The following is a 19,581-nucleotide window of genomic DNA, read 5'->3' as shown; positions in this document are numbered from 1 at the left end:
GCAATCGACTCGCCCAACTGCGCTGGGCTGAGGTATCCAAGATACAAAAGTGTTTTTACACACTCTGGGCCAGAAGCGATCGCTCGATTATTTACTATCAAACGCGATAGTTAGGCCTGTTTCTGAGCACTTGCTCAGGGCGTCTAGGTATCCATGAGGACACAGTCGTCACCTCCCGTTTTCTGAGACTGATGAGCAAATTTCATGAACCCTTGCCGATTTAACCGTCTAGTGCCCGCTCATTAGCTCGCTTACTGTTCTCCCAACGCCAAATGTCGGGAGATCCAAATGCACAAGCGCACACTCGGAAGCAGTTCACTCGAAGTGTCAGCCCTGGGCTTGGGTTGCATGGGCTTGAGCCATGGCTACGGCCCGGCGACTGACACACAACAAGCCATTGCTCTGATCCGATCGGCGGTTGACCGAGGCGTCACGCTCTTCGATACCGCCGAGGTTTACGGCCCTTACCTGAACGAACAAGTCGTGGGCGAAGCCCTGGCACCGGTGCGTGATCAAGTGGTCATCGCCACCAAGTTCGGCTTCACCTTCGGCGACGACAATAAACAGCAGATTCTCAACAGCCACCCCGAGCACATCCGGGTCGCTGTCGAGGGTTCGTTGCGTCGACTGAAGACCGATTACATCGATTTGCTTTACCAGCACCGCGTCGATCCGGACGTGCCGATCGAGGACGTCGCCGGAGTAGTGAAGGATTTGATTGGCGAAGGCAAGGTCAAGCACTTCGGCCTGTCGGAGGCCGGTGCGCAGACCATTCGCCGTGCGCATGCGGTGCAGCCGGTCACAGCGCTGCAAAGCGAATACTCGCTGTGGTGGCGCGAGCCTGAGCAGGAAATCCTGCCGACGCTTTGGGAGTTGGGCATCGGCTTAGTGCCGTTCAGCCCATTGGGCAAAGGTTTTCTCACCGGCACGGTGTCGGCGGAGGCCACTTACGGCAGCGACGATTTCCGCAGCGTCGTCCCGCGTTTCCGCCAGTCGGCGCTGCAAGCCAATCAGGGCCTGGTGGTGTTGATCCGTCAGATCGCCGCGCAGAAACAAGCCACACCCGCACAGATCGCGCTGGCATGGCTGCTCGCGCAGGCGCCGTGGATTGTGCCGATTCCGGGGACGACCAAACTGCATCGTCTGGAAGAAAACCTCGGCGGCGCAGACATCACGCTCGACGCCTTCGAACTGAAGGCAATTGATACAGCATTGGCGCAGATCCGCATCGAAGGCGAGCGTTATCCCGAGGCCCTCAAGGCGCGTGTCGGTCGATGAGCAACGATCATGATCCGCTGCGGCGCACGGTGATCGCCGCACTGGCCAGCGCCCCGCTGCTATCGCTCGCCGACACGCAAGGCGCTAGTGAAACACCGCGCTCAGGCTCGCGGATTCTGGTCGCGTATTTCTCGCGCTCGGGCAATACCCGCGTCGTTGCAGGGCTGATCCAGCGTGGACTGAGTGCCGATCTCTTCGAGATTCGCCCGACCCACGCCTACCCCGAGGACTATCTGCAAACCGTGGAGCAGGCGCGTCAGGAGCGTGACAGCGGCTTCGAACCCGAGCTGCAAAGCAAGATTCACGCCCTCAGCGACTACGACACGATCTATCTCGGTTTTCCGATCTGGGGTGAAACCGCCCCGCCGATCGTGCGCGCCTTTCTCAGCGCCCACGACCTGACCGGCAAGACCCTCATCCCCTTCAACACCCACGGGAGTTATGGCTTGGGCAACAGTCGCAGCGTGCTGGTCGAGCACGCGCCGAAGGCTAGGGTTCTGAAGGGATTTGTGATGGAGAGTGAGCAGGAGCGCAAGACTATGGAACGCGTGAACGCCTGGCTGAGCGATCACCCCCGCACGCGTTAATCGAATTCTGTACGGAGTGACATCATGAAAATCCGCACGTTGGGTAATGGCCTGGAAGTGTCCGCACTGGGCCTGGGCTGCATGAGCATGACCTCGGCCTATGGGCCGGCTGCCGACAAAGCCGGCATGATCAAGCTGATTCGTTCGGCTCACGAGCAAGGCATCACCCTGTTCGACACCGCTGAAGCGTATGGCCCGTTCGCTAATGAAGAACTGCTGGGCGAGGCCTTGCAGCCGATTCGCGAGCAGGTCGTCATCGCTACCAAGTTCGGCTTCGATATCGACCTGATCACCGGCGCACGCGGCGGCGGCACCAACAGCAGCCCGGAGCATATCCGCGCCGTGGCCGAGGCATCGTTGAGGCGCCTGCGCACCGACTGCATCGACCTGTTTTATCAGCACCGCGTCGATCCGCAGGTACCCATCGAAGACGTCGCCGGTACCGTCAAGGAGCTGATCGCCGAGGGGAAGGTCAAGCATTTCGGCCTGTCTGAGGCGGGTGTGGAAACCATTCGCCGGGCACATGCGGTGCAAGCGGTTACGGCGGTACAGAGCGAATATTCGCTGTTCTGGCGAAGCCCAGAGCTGGAACTGCTGGCAGTGCTGGAAGAACTGCGGATCGGCTTCGTACCGTTCAGCCCGCTCGGCGCCGGTCTCCTCACCGGTCAAATCGACGAGCACACGCAGTTCGACGCCAGCGATTTCCGCAACTTTGTACCACGCTTTTCCCCTGAAGCCCGCAAGGCCAATCTGGCGCTGGTCGACGTGGTGAAAGCCGTCGCGCAACGCAAACACGCTACTCCGGCGCAAGTCGCGCTGGCATGGTTGCTTGCACAGAAACCGTGGATTGTGCCGATCCCGGGCACGACCAAACCCCATCGACTCGAAGAGAACCTGGGCGCAGTCGAGCTTCAATTGACCAGTGACGATCTGCGCGTGATCAACGAGCAGATGGCGCAGATTCAGGTGCACGGTGAACGCCTGCCGGAATCGGCACTGAAGATGACCGGTCTCTGAGTCTGCCCAACGCGCCGCCACGTGCGGCGCCGCTTTCACGCCTGACCGGAGTTGACCCGATGAACCGATTGATCGCACCACTCGTTGCTTTGTCATGCATGGCGGCAGAATCCCAGGCCGCCAGCGAAATCCGCGTTACGCCGAACGGCTCGCAGCCTCGGTCAAGGGCGCGGCGCAAAACTTTACCGGCACAGTGCGCGTTGATGGCCTGTTTAAAGGTGATGCGCCGGCGCGCATCGGCGGCGGCACGGTGACCTTCGAGCCCGGCGCACGCACGGCGTGGCACACCCATCCGCTGGGGCAAACGCTGATCGTCACCGCAGGCGTCGGATACGTGCAGCAAGAGGGCGGCCCGCGACAGGAAATCCGACCGGGCGACACTGTCTGGATTCCGCCGCATACCCGTCACTGGCATGGCGCCACGGCCAGCAACGGCATGACCCACATCGCCATCGCTGAAGCCGAGGACGGCAAGACCGTCACCTGGGCGGAACAGGTATCGGAGGCGCAGTACGCCGGCCAATGAAGTTACGGAATGTGTCGAAGTTGCTCTCCCGGCACCTTTGTCGCAAACCGTCATCCGACCTCCATGCCCCGCACCAGCGCGGTCGCGCCGGAATTGCAGCGGTTATGGCAATGTCGACTCATGAGTTCTGCTCAGAAGTCCATGCGCAATTTCGGGATTAATCGCAACAACCATCCTCCGTACGATCCAGTGACACCGCAGTGACCCGCAATGGATGGAGCCTTTCACGATGACCACTGACGCACGCAATAGCACTGCACTCCCCGCACTCATGGCACTTTGTCTGGGCATCGGGGCGATGTTCAGCGTTACCACTCAAGCAGCCGAGGCATCGCAGACCATGGCCAGCACGCCAGCCAGCGCAGCTACCTTGTCGCGCCAACAACAAACGATTCCCCTGATCGCCGCGTTCATGGCAACCAGCGACATACCCAACCTCAACACCGCGCTCAATCAAGGGCTCGATGCCGGCTTGACCATCAGCGAAACCCGGGAAATTCTGGTGCAGCTATACGCCTATGTGGGCTTCCCCCGCAGCCTCAACGCCTTGAACGAGCTGATGACGGTGGTGCAAACGCGCAAACAGCGCGGTATCGAAGACGCGCCGGGGCGTGAGCCGAGCCGGGCGATTCCGATCGGGAATGAGCTGCTGGCCGCCGGAACCGCGAATCAAACCAGGATCTCCGGCGCCCCGGTCAAAGGCCCGGTGTTCGAGTTCGCTCCGGTGATCAACCGGTTCCTGCAAACCCACCTGTTCGGCGACATCTTCGAGCGCGACAACCTCGACTGGCAAAGCCGCGAACTGGCGACCGTCGGGGCGCTGGCCGCAACGCCAGGTGTCGAGCCGCAATTGCGCTCACACATGGCGGCGAGCTTGCGCGTCGGTCTGAGCACGGCACAGTTGCTCGAGGTCACGGAACTGCTGAAAAAACACGGCGATGCGCAGACGGCTGAACGTGCCAATACCGCGTTGACCCAGGCCCTCGCGGCTTCGGGGAAATGACATGAAATCTGTAAAGTACCTGCTGAGCATCACGCTGTTGAGCCTGTTGGCGGCCTGCGCGAACCAACCCGATGGCTCGTTGCTGATTCAACAACAAGGCAGCTTCGCCGCCGGCGGAACGGTGACAACTGCACCGGGCACCTTCAACCCGCACAAACCGATGACGCCCAACGGCCAGACCTACCACGGTGACCACGTATACGCCTTCTATCAAATCCCGGTGGATGCGCGAAAACTGCCCATCGTCATGTGGCACGGTGCGGGTCAGTTTTCCAAGACCTGGGAAACTACCGCCGATGGTCGCGAAGGCTTTCAGAACATCTTTCTGCGCCGCCATTACGGCGTCTATCTGATCGATCAGCCACGGCGTGGCGATGCCGGGCGCAGCATGGTCGAGGCCACAATCAAGCCTGTGCCTGACGAGCAACTGTGGTTCAACCAGTTCCGCATCGGCCTGTGGCCCAACTACTTCAACGGCGTGCAAGTGGCACAGGATGCCCAGACCCGCGAGCAGTTTTTCCGGGCGATGACGCCGAACACCGGGCCGTTCGACATGGGCGTGGTCTCTGATGGCGTGTCAGCACTGTTCGACAAAATCGGCCCGGGGATTTTATTCACCCATTCGCAAGGTGGCGGGCCGGGCTGGTTGACGGCGATCAAGAACACCAAGGTGAAAGCCATTGTTGCGTTCGAGCCAGGCAGCAGCTTCGTGTTCGCTCAAGGTGAAGTGCCTGCGCCGATTCCCAGCGCGTTCGACACAGTGCAAGGCGCGGCGGTGCCGATGGAGCAATTCATGGCTCTCACGCGCATTCCGATTCTGATCCTTTACGGCGACAACATCCCGGAGCAGGCGGTCGACCTGCCCGCTCAGGACAGTTGGCGCGCACGCCTGAAAATGGCCCGACTCTGGCGTGACGCGGTCAATCGCCACGGCGGTGATGTGCGACTGATCCACCTGCCGGAGATCGGCATTCACGGCAATACCCACTTCCCCATGTCGGATCTGAACAACGTGCAGATCGCTGACCTGGTCGCGCAGTTCCTCAAAGAAAACCAGCTGGACTGACCCAAATACTTTTGCCACTGCCGCCCTTTTGATTGCTCAGGAGCTTCACGTGAAAAACACACTCAAAGCCACATTCATGTCGGCATTGGTCGGCCTCTCCGCGGGCGAAGCCTTGGCCGCCGATTACAAAAAGAACCCGTTCACCCTCGCCTACGACGGCGCGATCAGCAAGAACGAACCGGGCAAGGTCAACATCCATCCGGTCAGCTACAAGCTCAACGGTCTGGATATCGCCGCCAACGTGTACACACCGGCTAACTATGACGCGAAAAAGACCTACCCGACCGTGGTCGTTGCACACCCCAATGGCGGCGTGAAAGAACAAGTCGCCGGTCTGTACGCGCAACGCCTGGCCGAACAGGGCTACATCACCATCACGGCCGATGCGGCGTATCAGGGTGCCAGCGGTGGTCAGCCGCGCAGCATCGATAAACCGGCGTATCGCATCGAAGACATTCACGGCATGGCCGACTTCATCAGCCAGTTTGCCGGCGTCGATGACAAGCGTCTGGGCCTGCTCGGCATCTGTGGTGGCGGTGGTTATTCGCTGGCGGCAGCGCAAACCGACAAACGCTTCAAATCGCTGGCAACGGTGAGCATGTTCAACTCGGGCCGGGTACGTCGCAACGGCTACAACGACTCGCAAATGGACAGCATTCAGCAACGCCTGCAACAGGCGTCAGCAGCCCGCGCGCAAGAGGCGGCCGGCGGCGCGGTGCTGTATTCGGGCGATGCCAACCTCACCGACGAGCAGATTGCCAAACTGCCCTTCGAGCTGTATCGCCAAGGTTATGAGTACTACTGGAAGACCCACGCGCACCCGAACTCGACCTTCAAATACACCACCAGCAGCCTGATCGACTTGATGCGTTTCGACGCCACTGACCATATCGAGCTGATCAACCAACCGTTGCTGATGATCGCTGGCAGCAAAGCCGACAGCCTGTACATGACGCAGGACGCCTTTCCGAAAGCCACCGGCACCACCGACAAGGAAGTGTTTATCCTCGACGGCGCGACCCACATCGAAACCTATTGGGTGCCGCGTTATGTCGATGCCGCGATTGGCAAACTGACCGCGTTTTACGCCCGCACCTTGTAATCAACTCTCTTGGGGGTCGCGCATCCGTGTGCAACCTGCTTTCATGGATTAATCCCGCGCCCCTCATGAGAGGTTTTCATCAATGTCCCGCGCCAATCTCAACGACCTGCAAGCCTTCGTGATAATCACCCGCGAAGGCAGTTTCACCCGCGCGGCCGCCCAGCTTGGCGTCTCGCAGTCGGCGCTGAGCCACACCATGCGCGCGCTGGAAAGCCGATTGGGTGTGCGCCTGCTAACGCGTACCACGCGCAGCGTTTCGCCGACCGAGGCGGGTCAGCGGCTGTATCAGTCAATGGCGCCGCGGTTCGATGAGATTGAACTCGAACTGGCCGCAGTCAGCGAGTTTCGTGACACCCCGGCAGGCAATGTGCGGATTCAAGCATCCGAACATGCCGCCAACAATATTCTGTGGCCCAAGCTTTTAAAGGTGCTTCCCGACTATCCGGACATCAAAGTCGAAATCACCGTCGACTACGCCCTCTCCGACATCGTCGCGCAACGCTATGACGCCGGTGTACGCCTGGGAGATCAGGTCGCTAAGGACATGATCGCCGTTCCTATCGGACCACCCTTGCGCATCGCAGTCGTGGGCTCACCTGAGTATTTCAACAAGCGGCCAGTGCCGAAGGTGCCCGGTGATCTGGCGGCGCAAAATTGCATCAATCTGCGCCTCCCCACCCATGGCAACCTGATGCAATGGGATTTTGAAAAGGATGGTCACGAACTGAAGGCCCGTGTCGAAGGGCAATGGACATTCAACAGCAGCCTGCCGATCCTGCGTGCGGCCGTGGCGGGATGTGGCTTGGGTTTCCTGCCGGAGGACATGGTGGCGAAAGAGCTAGCCGACGGTAGCCTTGTGCGGGTGTTGGAAGATTGGTGCCAACCCTTTGCCGGTTACCATCTCTACTACCCCAATCGCCGTGAACATTCATCAGCGTTTGGCGTTGTAGTTGAAGCGTTACTCTACAAGCGCTGAGTCATCGACCTTCAAGGCATCTGAATTCTACCCGCCCCACAAACCCGCGAATGAGCAGATGCTTTTGATCGATTGCAGTCGTACGCGACCGGTTGAATCCACAACCCATAGCGGTCATTGGGAATGGCAGGAATCGGCCCAGAGTGTGTAAAAACACTTTCGCATCTTGGGTGCCTCAGCCCAGTGTTCCTGGGCGAGGCGGTTTCCCAAGCAAATAGCCGCGATCAGCGCCAATAGCGCGTCAGAGCGTTTATGAAGCGCTTTGGCACCTCTTGGAGCAGCAAAAGCTGGGGCTTTTACGCCGTCATCGCCTTCAACAGGCCTTCGGTGCCGATGATTTTCATCACCCGTTTCAAGTTGTAGGCGAGCACATTCAAGCTCATCTCCGCACTCACCCCGTTCAGCTTTCGGGTCAGGAAGTGCGTTGCGCCCATCCATTGCTTGAGCGTACCGAAGGGATGCTCAACAGTCCGTTTTCGAACCCGCATCATCTCTGGTGCTTGGTTCAACCGGCGCTGCATTTCCTCCAGCACTGCTTCATGCTCCCAGCGCCTTACTCGACGATTTGTGCTTGGTGTGCACTGGGTTTTCAGCGCACAACTCTGGCACTTAGAACTCCAGTAACAGTGCATATTCATGCCTTTCTCAACGCTGGAGAATCGCCAGATCAGTGCCTCTCCCGCCGGGCAGGTGTATTCGTTTTTCGTCGGGTCATACACGAAGGCATCTTTATTGAATCGGCCATCAGCCTTGGCGCTTGAAGTCATTGGCTTAGGCACGTAGGCCGTGATGTTTGCGTCGTGACAGGCAAGGATCTCTTCACCCTTGAAGTAGCCTCGGTCAGCCACCACGGACAGCGTTTCTGCGCCGATGGCTTCACGAGCCTGCTTCGCCATTGAACTGAGTTGGTCGCGGTCTGAACCGCTGTTGGTGACCTCGTGAGCAACGATCAGGTGGTGCTGCGTATCGACAGCCGTCTGCACGTTGTAGCCGACGATACCGCTGCCGCGCGTCATCATCGAACGGGCATCCGGGTCGGTCAGCGAAACCTGTTTATCAGGGGAATCGTTGAGCTGAGTTTCGATCCCTTGAAGCTCTTTCATATGCGCTTTTAGCTTGGCAATCTTATCTTCCAGGCTGGCAGTGTCTGGCGCGGAGGCGCTAGGAATCTGTCGATCAGCCGCATCGAGCACAGCCAAATAACGGCTGATGCTCGCCTCGATTTCTTCCATACGCCGCTTCAGTTTGGCGCTGGTGAAATTGCGGTCACGGTTGTTCACTGCCTTGAATTTGCTGCCGTCGATGGCAACCAAGTTTTCGCCAAACAACCCCAACTGCTGGCAGAGCAAAACGAACTGGCGGCAGACGCCGCGAATGGCCTTGCTGTTATCTTTTCGGAAGTTGGCGATGGTCTTGAAATCGGGCATCAATCGCCCGGTTAACCACATGAGTTCGACGTTGCGCTGAGCTTCTCGCTCAAGACGCCGGCTCGATTGAATGCGGTTTAGATAGCCGTAGATATAGATCTTCAGCAGGATCGAAGGGTGGTAAGCCGGTCTTCCGGTTTCGGCTGGAATGACGCCATCAAAACCTAGCGTGGCTAGGTCGAGTTCATCGACGAAAACGTCAACCACCCGAACCGGATTGGTATCGCTGACGTAGTCGTCGAGGCTTTCGGGAAGTAAGGTGCTTTGACCTCGGTGTTCACCCTGGATAAACCGTTTCATGGGCGTCCCATACGCTGAGATTCTCGGAAATCATAGCAAGGGTTTACCGGTGCGTTTTTACACACTCTGGGCCAGGAGCTGTCACTCCATGCACGTACAAAAAGAGGATCGATTCAGTTTTCGATTCAGTCGCATATCCTACTGTGAGGCGAATTGACTGAACCCTCCACGCAGATACCGTCGATAAACATATCCAAGAGGATAAACTTACCCTGCGAGCATAGCTCACTTCCTCGCAACGATTTGTGCAAGAGCAATCCGCCCCTCTTGCAGGTTTCGACCCTGATTCTGCGCCATCACCTTGAAATCAGCGCCAAGCAGCAAATGGAATCCAAGGGATGGTAAGCCTTCTTTCTGGATCTTCTCGGCCAGGGTCACAAACCACGCGCGCGCCGCTTCTGTTGTGTCAGACCAGTCGGTAATCGTGAATGCTGCTTCCTCGAGAAGCGCGCGCAACTTAGTTGGCGACACGAGGAAACTCGTATCCGGTGTGCGCGCCCACGGAACCGGAAACAGCACCGGGCCAGACGGACCAGCAAGTACATCGTAGATAGCGAGCGTGCCGCCCGGCTTTAGAACGCGGTGCATTTCCTTGTACAGCCGCGTCTTGTCCGGGATGTTCATTGCCACATGCTCCGTCCATACGACATCGAATGTCTGGTCATCAAATGGCAGCTTGGTGGCGTCGCCTTGGCGGTAGTCGACGAGGTGTGCAAGGCCAGTCTTGGCCGAGAGCATCGAAGCAGCGCGGCAGTACTCGTCTGTAAGGTCGATGCCCGTGACACGGCAACCGAACTCCTTCGCCAGGCAACGCGAGGTCCCGCCTACGCCGCTACCCACATCAAGTACGTGCTTTGATGCATCGAGCCCTGCAGCCCGGGCAAGCTCGAGCGTCGCCGCCCGGCCGCGGATATGAAACTGGTCGATGGGCGCCAAGTCTTCGGGCGTGAGGTGGTTTATGTCCTTGCCTGCTTTCTCCAGCGCCGTCAGTATGACGTCTCCCAAGTCCGCACGGGTGTAGTGCGTCTGGATTGCTTCATTGATACGCGTTTGCATAGACACGGTCCTCCTCGTATTGGCGCTGCCTGACGTGTGATGAGGCGCACCCGCCCGTTGATCCTGGGTCACGTTCCGCGGTGAATCCCGGTGTGGGCTATGCTGCCATTCTCGCTGCGTTCTCGAATACCGGCCAGTGGCGGACGCCCATAATCCTGACTTAACCACCCACTGCAATACTCTGCACCTCGACACACCGCGCCCGGATGAACCGTAAAAGATTATGGGGCCCTGCTCCTGATCAACAGGCTATAGCTAAGCAGGCCCATGGCAATAGATTGCTCACACCGCAGTCGGGCTGAACTAACTTTCTGTAAAGGAGATACACCATGACCTCTACCCAAACGCTGCAAGGAAAAGTCGCTTTCGTTCAAGGTGGCTCCCGCGGTATCGGTGCGGCCATCGTCAAACGCTTGGCCCGTGAAGGCGCGGCAGTAGCTTTCACCTATGTATCGTCTGCTGAGCGGGCCAATGTTTTGGTCAGCGAAGTGGTTGCCGCTGGTGGTAAGGCACTTGCCCTCAAGGCCGACAGTGCTGATGCCGCAGCCGTGCAACAGGCCATTCGTACAGCAGTCGAGCACTTCGGCGGCCTGGATATTTTGGTCAACAACGCCGGCGTGCTGGCCTGGGGCAACACTGAGGAAATCACCCTGGAGCAGCTTGACCACACCTTGGCGGTGAACGTGCGCAGTGTATTCGTCGCCAGCCAGGAAGCTGCCAAGCATATGCTCGACGGCGGGCGCATCATCAATATCGGCAGCACCAACGCCGAACGCATGCCGGTTGCTGGCGGCGCAGTGTACGCCATGAGCAAATCGGCGCTGGTCGGCTTGGCCAAAGGCATGGCCCGCGACCTGGGCCCGCGCTGCATCACCGTGAACAACGTGCAACCCGGCCCGGTGGACACTGAGATGAACCCGGCCGATGGTGAGGGCGCCGAGTACCTGAAAGGTCTGATGGCACTGGATCGTTACGGCAAGGCCGAGGAAATTGCCGGCTTTGTCGCCTACCTGGCCGGCCCGGAAGCAGGCTACATCACCGGCGCCAGCTTGACGATTGATGGGGGGTTCTCGGCCTAGTTCTTTGCGCCCCGGAGCCCGCTATTTGCTCGCCCCGGGGCGCCTCTGTTCTGCCTGCGCACCTGAATGGCTGCAGTTGACCGGTTTCAACTGGTATTGGCAGCCATCAAACGCCCTCAGTACCTCTTTTGCAAATCTCCAGCACTAGACTCCGAAGCCATTGATGAGCGGGGTCAGCTCCATATCTTGGATGCCAAAGCAAAGAAACGGTGAACTCTGCGGTGCGAACCGGAAGCGCAAAGCTATGCATCCCCTGGCGCAAACTTGCAGTATGGCGCTCAGGAACGCTAGCGATCAGATCAGACCCCCGGGCCAAACCCAGAGCGGTCGAAAAGCCTCCGACGATCGTAACAACCTTGCGCGTCAGTCCAAGAGACATCAAAGCGTCATCAATCGGGCCTTTGTCCAGCCCCTCTCGTGACACAAAGATATGTTTGCCTGCAGCATACTCAGTAGGCGTTACTTTCTCACGACTAAGTGGATGTCCTGATCGCACAACGCCAACATAGTTGTCCCTGAACAAGGCCTGCCCCCGCAACTCAGGAGCGGTCGAGAGTTCTATCACACCGGTTTCCAGATCAACAATCCCATCGCGAAGAGGCTGGCTGTCTTTGTCTGGCTTCTGCAAAAAACACAGCCGCACACCAGGGGCGTCTTCCTCGATGCGTGCGATAAGCTCGGGCCCAAAGCACTCCACAAAGCCTTCGCTAGTCCTAAGGGTAAACGTTCTAACGAGTTGACTGAGGTCGAGCATCTGCGTGGGACGCAACACATCCTGAGCATCCATCACCAGTTGACTGACACGGTCACGAAGCTCTAGCGCTCTAGGTGTCGGGACAAGCGCCCGACCCGCCCTGACCAAAAGTGGATCGCCCGTTGTTTCCCGCAACCGCGAAAGCGCTCGGCTCATGGCCGACGGGCTAAGGTGCAGGCGCTTGGCTGCGCGAGCGACACTCCCTTCAGCGAGGACCGCATCAAGGGTAATCAGCAGATTGAAATCTGGAATCGTCATGGGTTGATGTTAGCGCACCCCGCAGGTGATAGGGCGTCAAACGCATCAATAAAGTGCAAGTGGTGCGTCTTCCGCCATGCACCATTGCTACCTAAAGTTCGAGCTATCGGGACATCCGTAGTGAACTAGATCGGGAAAGCAGGTATGAACTCACTGGACAAATTCGTTAGTAACGTCAGGTCAATTTGGGGGGCTCTGAGCTCTGAGTTAGTTGCAGGCTGTCAACAGCAACTGGATGAACTCTTGGATACCCCTATCTCGGAGCAGTGGTTGGCAACATTGCACCTGGAAGCATTGGCGCAACAAGAAGTTTACAGAGACCCAACAAGTGGATTCATGCTGTTGGCGCACACTGAACCTGAAGGGCTCTATCGACCTCCACATGATCATGGAAGAGGATGGGTAATTTATGCGGTTCAGCAGGGTGCTATCGAAATGGGCACCTATTCCCGGATCAAGGACCAGGACGGTAGGGTGAAACTCGTAAAACGAGGCTCCACTGTAATTTGCTCCGGACAAACTCAGGTGTACCTGCCTGGCGACATTCACGATACGCGCTGTATAGCTGGGCCCGCGCTGTTATTCCGGTTTACCGAACGGGATCTGAAGAAAGAGGACAAAGAGGCCCAAAGGCTGACGAGGTATGTCGAGCAAGACGGTGCCTGGGTGCCGGAGGCAAGACGGTGAAACCTCGCCCCAATAGCGCCAGGACGTTGCGGCTCTGCGCAGAACCGTTGCGCTCGTGCAAACAACCTGAGTCAGCATCGTCGGCAAGATACCCTTCGCCACATTCAACAGATGCGGATTCAGACCTGCCCGAGCCATTATGTGCAATTGCGATCGGTTCCGTGCTGGCGGCCATGGTTCTGGTGGTACTGAACACGGTGATAGTAAACGTCGCCCTGCCAACGATTGCCGAATCGTTAAAGGTCTCCGCTGCGATGTCCGTCTGGATTGTGACGGCTTACCAGACAGCACTGCTGATGGCTCTACTGCCATGCGCTGCACTGGGTGAAAGCATAGGCTATCGCCGGGTATTCCGGTGGGGTGTTGCGCTGTTCACAGGCACCACTTTGTTGTGTGCTTTGGCTCCCTCCATAACCTGGCTCATCGCTGCCCGCTTTTTGCAAGGACTGGGAGGAGCGGCAGTCATGGCACTGGGGATTGCACTACTTCGCACAGTAGTGCCGCATCGGCAGCTCGGTGCCGCGATAGGCTGGAATGCCCTTGGTGTCGCACTATCATCGGCAGCGGGGCCGGTAATCGGGGCGGCAATACTCTCGGTGACCAACTGGCCTTGGCTCTTCGCTGTACACCTCCCCTTAGGCGTGCTGGTACTGATAGCAGCCAGTGCACTACCTCGCACTGAGGGCACTGCTCGCAGGATAGACCTGCTGAGCGTGTTGTTGAATGCGGGTGTATTTGCAACGTTGGTCATTGCGGCCTGGATCATCACAGACAAGCCCGTTCTTGCTAGCGCTCTAATGGCCATCTCAGCCATTCAATTGACGTTGCTGGTAAGACGGGAAATGCCCAAAAAAACGCCACTGATCCCGCTTGATTTGCTCAGATCCCATTCATTGCGCATTTCAGTGATCGCCTCGATCTGTTGCTTTGCGGGACAGACCACAGGAATGGTCGCACTGCCCTTTTACCTGCAGCACAACTTAGGACTAGGGGCGGTCAAGGCAGGCCTCTTTATGATTCCCTGGCCATTGACCGTTGCAATCGTGGCACCGCTCGCTGGCCGCCTTGCAGACCGAGCCTCGATGGCTAGCCTTTGCTCCATAGGCGGCTTGTGTCTAGCTACCGGGCTGGGGGCCGCCTCACTGTGCCAACCGACGGGCCAATACCTTCTGCTTGTAGCACTGACAGTGCTGTGCGGCTTGGGTTTCAGCCTTTTCAATGTGGCCAACAATCGTAATATGTTCCTATCTACGCCCATAGAGCGAAGTGGTGCCACCGGGGGCATGCAGGGCACTGCTCGGCTGCTCGGACAAACTGCTGGGGCAGTGATTATGGCGCTGCTCTTTAAACTGTTCCCAATCGAATCCGCACCTCAGATCTGTCTTGGTACCGGAGCTATTCTGACGTTGGTCGCTGCCCTGACAAGCACGCTGCAACGTAAAAAGATCGCAAGCATCTATTCGCAAGTTTCATAAGCCCTTTATCACTGCAATCTGTTCCTGTTCATCTATTGTTAAGGTCGTAAGCGTCCAGCCAAGTCACCTTCCGCAATCCCGCATTAAGGGCGATGGTGTCCGCGTATTTTTAAGCGGACGCGATAGCCCTTATCGCCGGGATTTCCATGCGCCAACGAAGCTCTTACCCCAAACCGTTCAAGGCCCAGGTTGTTCAGGAGTGCCTGCAACCTGGTGCGACCGTCTCCAGCGTGGCCATACGCCATGGCATCAACGCCAACGTCATTCGCAAGTGGCTACCGCTTTATCGGGATCAACTGCCAGCGGCGTTGCCGGCGTTCGTTCCTGCGAGGGTTACGCCCAAACGACCAGCTGAAGCAGCGGTGATTATCGAGCTACCGCTGGGCGCGCAATCGGTCACGGTGAAATGGCCAGCCTCCGATCCTGAAGGTTGCGCCCGCTTTGTCCGTGGGCTCGCCCAGTGATCCGCGTGGATAGTATCTGGCTCGCCACCGAGCCGATGGATATGCGTGCGGGTACTGAAACCGCGTTGGCCCGCGTGGTGGCGGTGTTCGGTGCGGCGAAGCCGCACTGCGCCTATCTGTTCGCCAATCGCCGCGCCAACCGCATGAAAGTTCTGGTGCATGACGGCGTGGGTATCTGGCTCGCCGCGCGGCGCTTGCACCAGGGCAAGTTTCATTGGCCAGGCATCCGGCACGGCTCGGAAGTCGAACTCGACACCGAGCAACTTCAGGCTTTGGTACTGGGGTTGCCCTGGCAGCGAGTCGGCGCAGCCGGCGCGATCACAGTGCTGTAGCACCTGCCATTAGCCCATCGGTTTATCTCCGCTGACCGCCTGCTCTGGCACAATCAGCGGCATGACTTCCTCGCCCAATCTCGACCAACTGACACCTGACCAGCTGCGCGCACTGGCCGCGCAGTTGCTCACGCAAGTCGATGCGATGGGCAAAAAGATCCACCGCGATCAAACAGTCATCGAGCAGCTCACCCACGAAATCGCATGGTTCAAACGGCACAAGTTCGCCAAGCGCAGCGAGCAGCTAAGCCCTGATCAGGGCAGCCTGCTTGATGACCTGCTCGACACCGACATCGCCGCCATCGAGGCCGAGCTGAAAGCCGTCAATCCTCCGGTTACCCCAGCCGAACCACGCCAACAACCCAAGCGCACACCGCTGCCACCGCAATTTCCGCGCACCGTGATCCGTCACGAGCCGGAGAACACCCAGTGCGCCTGCGGTTGCCAGCTTCAGCGCGTCGGCGAAGACGTCAGCGAAAAGCTCGACTACACGCCGGGCGTGTTCACCGTCGAACAGCACGTGCGTGGGAAATGGGCCTGCCGCCAATGCGAAACGCTGATCCAGGCGCCCGTGCCGGCCCAGGTGATCAACAAGGGGATCCCTACCGCCGGCCTGCTGGCTCACGTGATGGTGGCCAAGTTCGCCGACCACCTACCGCTGTACCGGCAGGAGAAGATCTTTGGCCGTGCCGGCCTGGCCATCGCTCGTTCGACACTGGCACAGTGGGTCGGGCAAACCGGCGTGCAGCTCCAGCCCCTAGTCGATGCGCTGCGCGAAGCGGTGCTTGCCCAGCGCGTGATCCATGCCGACGAAACCCCGGTTTCGATGCTCGCGCCCGGCGAGAAGAAGACCCACCGTGCCTACGTCTGGGCCTACAGCACCACGCCCTTCGCCGATCTGAAGGCCGTGGTCTACGACTTCAGCCCCAGCCGTGCCGGCGAGCATGCGCGCAATTTTCTTGGCCAGTGGAATGGCAAGCTGGTCTGCGACGACTTCGCTGGCTACAAGGCCAGCTTCGAGCAAGGCATCACCGAAATCGGTTGCATGGCTCACGCCCGCCGCAAGTTCTTCGATCTGCACGCGGCGAACAAAAGCCAACTGGCCGAACAGGCGCTGCACTCTATCGCTGGGCTGTACGAAGTCGAACGCCAAGTGCGCGACATGAGCAATGAAGAACGCTGGCGAATACGGCAGGAAAAGGCTTCACCGCTCCTCGACGCACTACATGACTGGATGCTGGCCCAGCGTGATCTTGTGCCCAACGGCTCAGCCACGGCGAAAGCTTTGGATTACAGCCTCAAACGCTGGGTAGCGCTGACGCGCTACCTGGACGATGGCGCTGTGCCCATCGACAACAACCAAGTCGAGAACCAGATCCGCCCGTGGGCTCTAGGTCGCTCCAATTGGCTGTTTGCCGGGTCGCTACGCAGCGGCAAACGGGCGGCGGCAATCATGAGCCTGATCCAGTCGGCGCGGATGAATGGGCATGATCCGTATGCCTATCTCAAGGATGTGCTAACGCGACTGCCGACGCAGAAGGCCAGCGCTCTGGCCGAGCTGCTGCCGCACAGCTGGGTATCCGTCGGCAAGGTGTAATGCCCGTTCGCTTACTTAAGGTCCGCTTCTCGTCGATAACAATACAGAGGCGCCGAGCAAACGCATGACAAAAAAAAGCCAGGCAGTGCCTGGCTTTTCACGGCTGCGCTATTAGCGGGACAGCGCCGACACATTGGCCCGCGCCGTGTGCAGTTTTTTATAGCTCTCGATCAGACGCAGGTGCCTGTCGAGCCCCTCCAGCTTCATGCTCGTAGGCGTCAAGCCGAAGAAGCGCAAGCTGCCGTCCACTGACCCCAACACGGCGTCCATCCGTGGGTTGCCAAACATCCGGCGGAAATTGACTTCGTAATCTTCAAGCGCCAGGTCATCGTCCAGCAGTACTTCCAGCACCACGTTCAAGGCCTGATAAAACAAACCGCGCTCGACCGTGTTGTCGTTAAACTGCAGGAAGGCTTCCACCAGCTCTTTCGCCTCTTCAAATTTCTGCAAGGCGAGATAGATCAGCAGCTTCAGCTCTAGAATCGTCAGCTGACCCCAGGCGGTATTGTCGTCAAACTCGATACCGATCAAGGTGGCTATGTCGGTGTAGTCGTCCAGTTCACTGTCTTCTAAACGCTCGACCAGTGCTTCCAGGCCGGCGTCATCCAGACGGTGCACGTTCAAGATATCCTCGCGGAAGAACAACGCTTTGTTGGTGTTATCCCAGATCAGATCTTCTACCGGATAAATCTCCGAATAGCCCGGTACCAGAATGCGGCAGGCGGTTGCGCCGAAATGCTCGTACACCGCCATGTACACTTCCTTGCCCATGTCTTCGAGAATGCCGAACAAGGTCGCAGCTTCCTCGGCATTGGAGTTTTCACCTTCGCCGGAGAAGTCCCACTCAACAAATTCGAAATCAGCTTTGGCACTGAAGAAGCGCCACGACACCACACCGCTGGAGTCGATGAAGTGTTCGACAAAGTTGTTCGGCTCAGTCACTGCGTTGCTTTCAAATGTAGGCTGAGGCAAATCGTTCAGGCCTTCAAAACTGCGGCCCTGCAGCAGTTCCGTCAGGCTGCGTTCCAGCGCCACCTCAAAGCTTGGGTGCGCCCCGAACGAGGCAAATACGCCGCCAGTACGCGGGTTCATCAAGGTGACGCACATCACTGGGTACGCCCCGCCAAGGGACGCGTCCTTCACCAGCACCGGGAAGCCCTGCTCTTCCAACCCCTGAATACCGGCGAGAATAGCGGGGTATTTCGCCAGCACGTCGTGCGGGACATCAGGCAGTGCGATTTCACCTTCCAGAATTTCGCGCTTCACCGCACGCTCGAAAATTTCCGACAGGCATTGCACCTGCGCTTCAGCCAGCGTGTTACCGGCACTCATGCCATTGCTGAGGAAGAGGTTTTCGATCAGGTTGGACGGGAAATACACCACCTCGCCGTCCGACTGGCGCACATACGGCAGAGAACAGATGCCGCGCTCTACGTTGCCAGAGTTGGTGTCGTACAGGTGCGAGCCGCGTAGCTCGCCGTCAGGGTTGTAAATTTCCAGGCAGTACGCATCGAGAATCTCAGCCGGCAGTGCATCTCTACGGCCAGGCTTGAACCAGCGCTCGTTCGGGTAATGCACGAACGCCGCATTGGCGATGTCTTCGCCCCAAAACTGGTCGTTGTAGAAGAAGTTGCAGTTCAGACGCTCGATAAACTCGCCCAACGCCGACGCCAGTGCGCTTTCCTTGGTCGCGCCCTTGCCGTTGGTGAAGCACATTGGCGAGTGCGCATCGCGAATGTGTAGCGACCATACATTGGGGACGATATTGCGCCACGAAGCGATTTCAATCTTCATGCCCAGGCCCGCCAAAATGCCCGACATATTGGCGATGGTCTGTTCCAGTGGCAGGTCCTTGCCGGGGATGTACGTGCTCGCGTCTGACGCTGAGTTCAGCATCAGCAATGCCTGGGCATCGGCATCCAGGCTTTCCACCTCTTCAATCACAAACTCAGGCCCGGTTTGCACGACCTTCTTTACCGTACAACGGTCGATGGAGCGCAAAATGCCCTGGCGGTCTTTCTCGGAAATATCCGCTGGCAACTCGACCTGAATCTTGAAGATCTGGTTGTAGCGGTTTTCCGGATCAACAATATTGTTCTGCGACAGGCGAATGTTGTCGGTGGGAATATTGCGCGTTTGGCAATACAACTTCACAAAGTAAGCCGCACACAAAGCCGATGAAGCCAGAAAGTAATCGAACGGACCCGGTGCGGAGCCATCACCCTTGTAGCGGATAGGTTGATCAGCCACCACCGTAAAGTCATCGAACTTGGCTTCAAGCCGAAGGTTGTCGAGAAAGTTAACCTTGATTTCCATGCGGGATTACCTGAATACGAGCCAAACGATTTGGCCGCCATTATCCGGCTTTTCGGCTGGAAGTCTTGTGCTTTTGAGCAATGGCCGCTGGCCGGTCCCGCCACGTCAGGCCAGGCTGCAGAGCAGCAACCCGCGTTGCTGCTGACGGCCTCACACCACACCCGGCGTTCTGGCAGGCTCAGGTATTCAAGATTCAACGCACGGTGCAGGTGAGCCTTACACCCAGCGGATACGATTGATATGAATACGGCAATGAATGCGTTTGTACTTTTAAACACGCT

The 19,581-nt window shown here is 58.3% G+C and carries 17 protein-coding genes and 1 pseudogene; 14 read left to right on the top strand and 4 right to left on the bottom strand.

The features are described from left to right. The first annotated feature begins 288 nt into the window (after nt 1-288). From CS390_RS12050 to CS390_RS12015, 8 genes and pseudogenes are all read left to right on the top strand, one after another. Nucleotides 289-1,278, top strand: coding sequence for an aldo/keto reductase (locus tag CS390_RS12050; protein ID WP_099774621.1), 990 nt, complete (start codon nt 289-291; stop codon nt 1,276-1,278). Continuing rightward, the gene (locus CS390_RS12045) at nt 1,275-1,865 is read left to right on the top strand and encodes a flavodoxin (RefSeq protein ID WP_099774619.1); all 591 of its coding nucleotides are present in this window, start codon (nt 1,275-1,277) and stop codon (nt 1,863-1,865) included. Before CS390_RS12050 ends, CS390_RS12045 begins: the two co-directional genes overlap by 4 nt. A gap of 24 nt (nt 1,866-1,889) precedes the next feature. Beyond that, the gene (locus CS390_RS12040) at nt 1,890-2,882 is read left to right on the top strand and encodes an aldo/keto reductase (protein WP_099774617.1); all 993 of its coding nucleotides are present in this window, start codon (nt 1,890-1,892) and stop codon (nt 2,880-2,882) included. A gap of 59 nt (nt 2,883-2,941) precedes the next feature. Then, nucleotides 2,942-3,408: pseudogene (locus CS390_RS12035) on the top strand (cupin domain-containing protein). Nucleotides 3,409-3,637: 229 nt separating this feature from the next. Further along, a complete protein-coding gene (locus CS390_RS12030; RefSeq protein ID WP_099774615.1) occupies nt 3,638-4,411 on the top strand; it encodes a carboxymuconolactone decarboxylase family protein in 774 nt (257 codons plus the stop codon). Nucleotides 4,412-4,532: 121 nt separating this feature from the next. Then, a complete protein-coding gene (locus tag CS390_RS12025; protein ID WP_177442442.1) occupies nt 4,533-5,477 on the top strand; it encodes an alpha/beta fold hydrolase in 945 nt (314 codons plus the stop codon). 49 nt (nt 5,478-5,526) lie between these two features. After that, on the top strand, nt 5,527-6,579 hold the full coding sequence (locus CS390_RS12020; RefSeq protein ID WP_099774611.1) for an alpha/beta hydrolase: 1,053 nt from the start codon (nt 5,527-5,529) through the stop codon (nt 6,577-6,579). 82 nt (nt 6,580-6,661) lie between these two features. Further along, entirely contained in the window at nt 6,662-7,555 is an 894-nt protein-coding gene (locus CS390_RS12015; RefSeq protein ID WP_099774609.1) for a LysR family transcriptional regulator, read from the top strand. 296 nt (nt 7,556-7,851) lie between these two features. Here the strand turns inward: CS390_RS12015 and CS390_RS12010 are convergent, their stop codons facing one another. Together CS390_RS12010 and CS390_RS12005 are read right to left on the bottom strand one after the other, a co-directional pair. Then, a complete protein-coding gene (locus CS390_RS12010; protein WP_077566290.1) occupies nt 7,852-9,282 on the bottom strand; it encodes an IS1182 family transposase in 1,431 nt (476 codons plus the stop codon). A 225-nt stretch (nt 9,283-9,507) separates the two neighbouring features. Then, complete coding sequence (locus CS390_RS12005; protein ID WP_099774607.1) at nt 9,508-10,338, bottom strand: class I SAM-dependent methyltransferase; 831 nt, start codon at nt 10,336-10,338, stop codon at nt 9,508-9,510. A gap of 329 nt (nt 10,339-10,667) precedes the next feature. Between CS390_RS12005 and CS390_RS12000 the strand changes: the two genes are divergently transcribed. Then, on the top strand, nt 10,668-11,417 hold the full coding sequence (locus CS390_RS12000) for a 3-oxoacyl-ACP reductase family protein (RefSeq protein ID WP_099774605.1): 750 nt from the start codon (nt 10,668-10,670) through the stop codon (nt 11,415-11,417). Nucleotides 11,418-11,523: 106 nt separating this feature from the next. On the opposite strand, the gene CS390_RS11995 is transcribed toward CS390_RS12000, so the two are convergent. After that, the gene (locus CS390_RS11995; RefSeq protein ID WP_099774603.1) at nt 11,524-12,429 is read right to left on the bottom strand and encodes a LysR family transcriptional regulator; all 906 of its coding nucleotides are present in this window, start codon (nt 12,427-12,429) and stop codon (nt 11,524-11,526) included. Nucleotides 12,430-12,573: 144 nt separating this feature from the next. On the opposite strand from CS390_RS11995, the gene CS390_RS11990 reads away from it, so the two are divergent. The 5 genes from CS390_RS11990 to CS390_RS11970 all read left to right on the top strand — a co-directional run bounded on the left by CS390_RS11990 (nt 12,574) and on the right by CS390_RS11970 (nt 16,984). Continuing rightward, nucleotides 12,574-13,116: a hypothetical protein gene (locus CS390_RS11990; RefSeq protein WP_099774601.1), complete on the top strand. Its 543-nt coding sequence runs from the start codon at nt 12,574-12,576 to the stop codon at nt 13,114-13,116. After that, nucleotides 13,113-14,591 carry an MFS transporter gene (locus tag CS390_RS11985; RefSeq protein WP_218195301.1) on the top strand — a complete coding sequence of 493 codons (1,479 nt, stop codon included), beginning with the start codon at nt 13,113-13,115 and terminating at the stop codon, nt 14,589-14,591. The genes CS390_RS11990 and CS390_RS11985 overlap by 4 nt, the downstream gene beginning before the upstream one ends. A 146-nt stretch (nt 14,592-14,737) precedes the next feature. Continuing rightward, complete coding sequence (locus CS390_RS11980; RefSeq protein WP_079761861.1) at nt 14,738-15,055, top strand: transposase; 318 nt, start codon at nt 14,738-14,740, stop codon at nt 15,053-15,055. Nucleotides 15,056-15,060: 5 nt separating this feature from the next. Next, nucleotides 15,061-15,387, top strand: a complete 327-nt coding sequence (gene tnpB, locus CS390_RS25315; RefSeq protein ID WP_145991801.1) for an IS66 family insertion sequence element accessory protein TnpB — start codon at nt 15,061-15,063, stop codon at nt 15,385-15,387. A gap of 61 nt (nt 15,388-15,448) precedes the next feature. Beyond that, nucleotides 15,449-16,984 carry an IS66 family transposase gene (locus tag CS390_RS11970; protein ID WP_099773211.1) on the top strand — a complete coding sequence of 512 codons (1,536 nt, stop codon included), beginning with the start codon at nt 15,449-15,451 and terminating at the stop codon, nt 16,982-16,984. Between the two features lie 111 nt (nt 16,985-17,095). Here the strand turns inward: CS390_RS11970 and CS390_RS11965 are convergent, their stop codons facing one another. Beyond that, nucleotides 17,096-19,300 carry an OsmC domain/YcaO domain-containing protein gene (locus tag CS390_RS11965; RefSeq protein ID WP_099774596.1) on the bottom strand — a complete coding sequence of 735 codons (2,205 nt, stop codon included), beginning with the start codon at nt 19,298-19,300 and terminating at the stop codon, nt 17,096-17,098. Between the last annotated feature and the right edge of the window lie 281 nt (nt 19,301-19,581).

Source organism: Pseudomonas sp. HLS-6 (assembly GCF_002753995.1).
In the GTDB taxonomy this organism is placed as follows: Bacteria; Pseudomonadota; Gammaproteobacteria; order Pseudomonadales; family Pseudomonadaceae; genus Aquipseudomonas; species Aquipseudomonas defluvii.
Note: the sequence above shows the minus strand (reverse complement) of the source record. Positions and strands in the feature narration are given on the sequence as shown.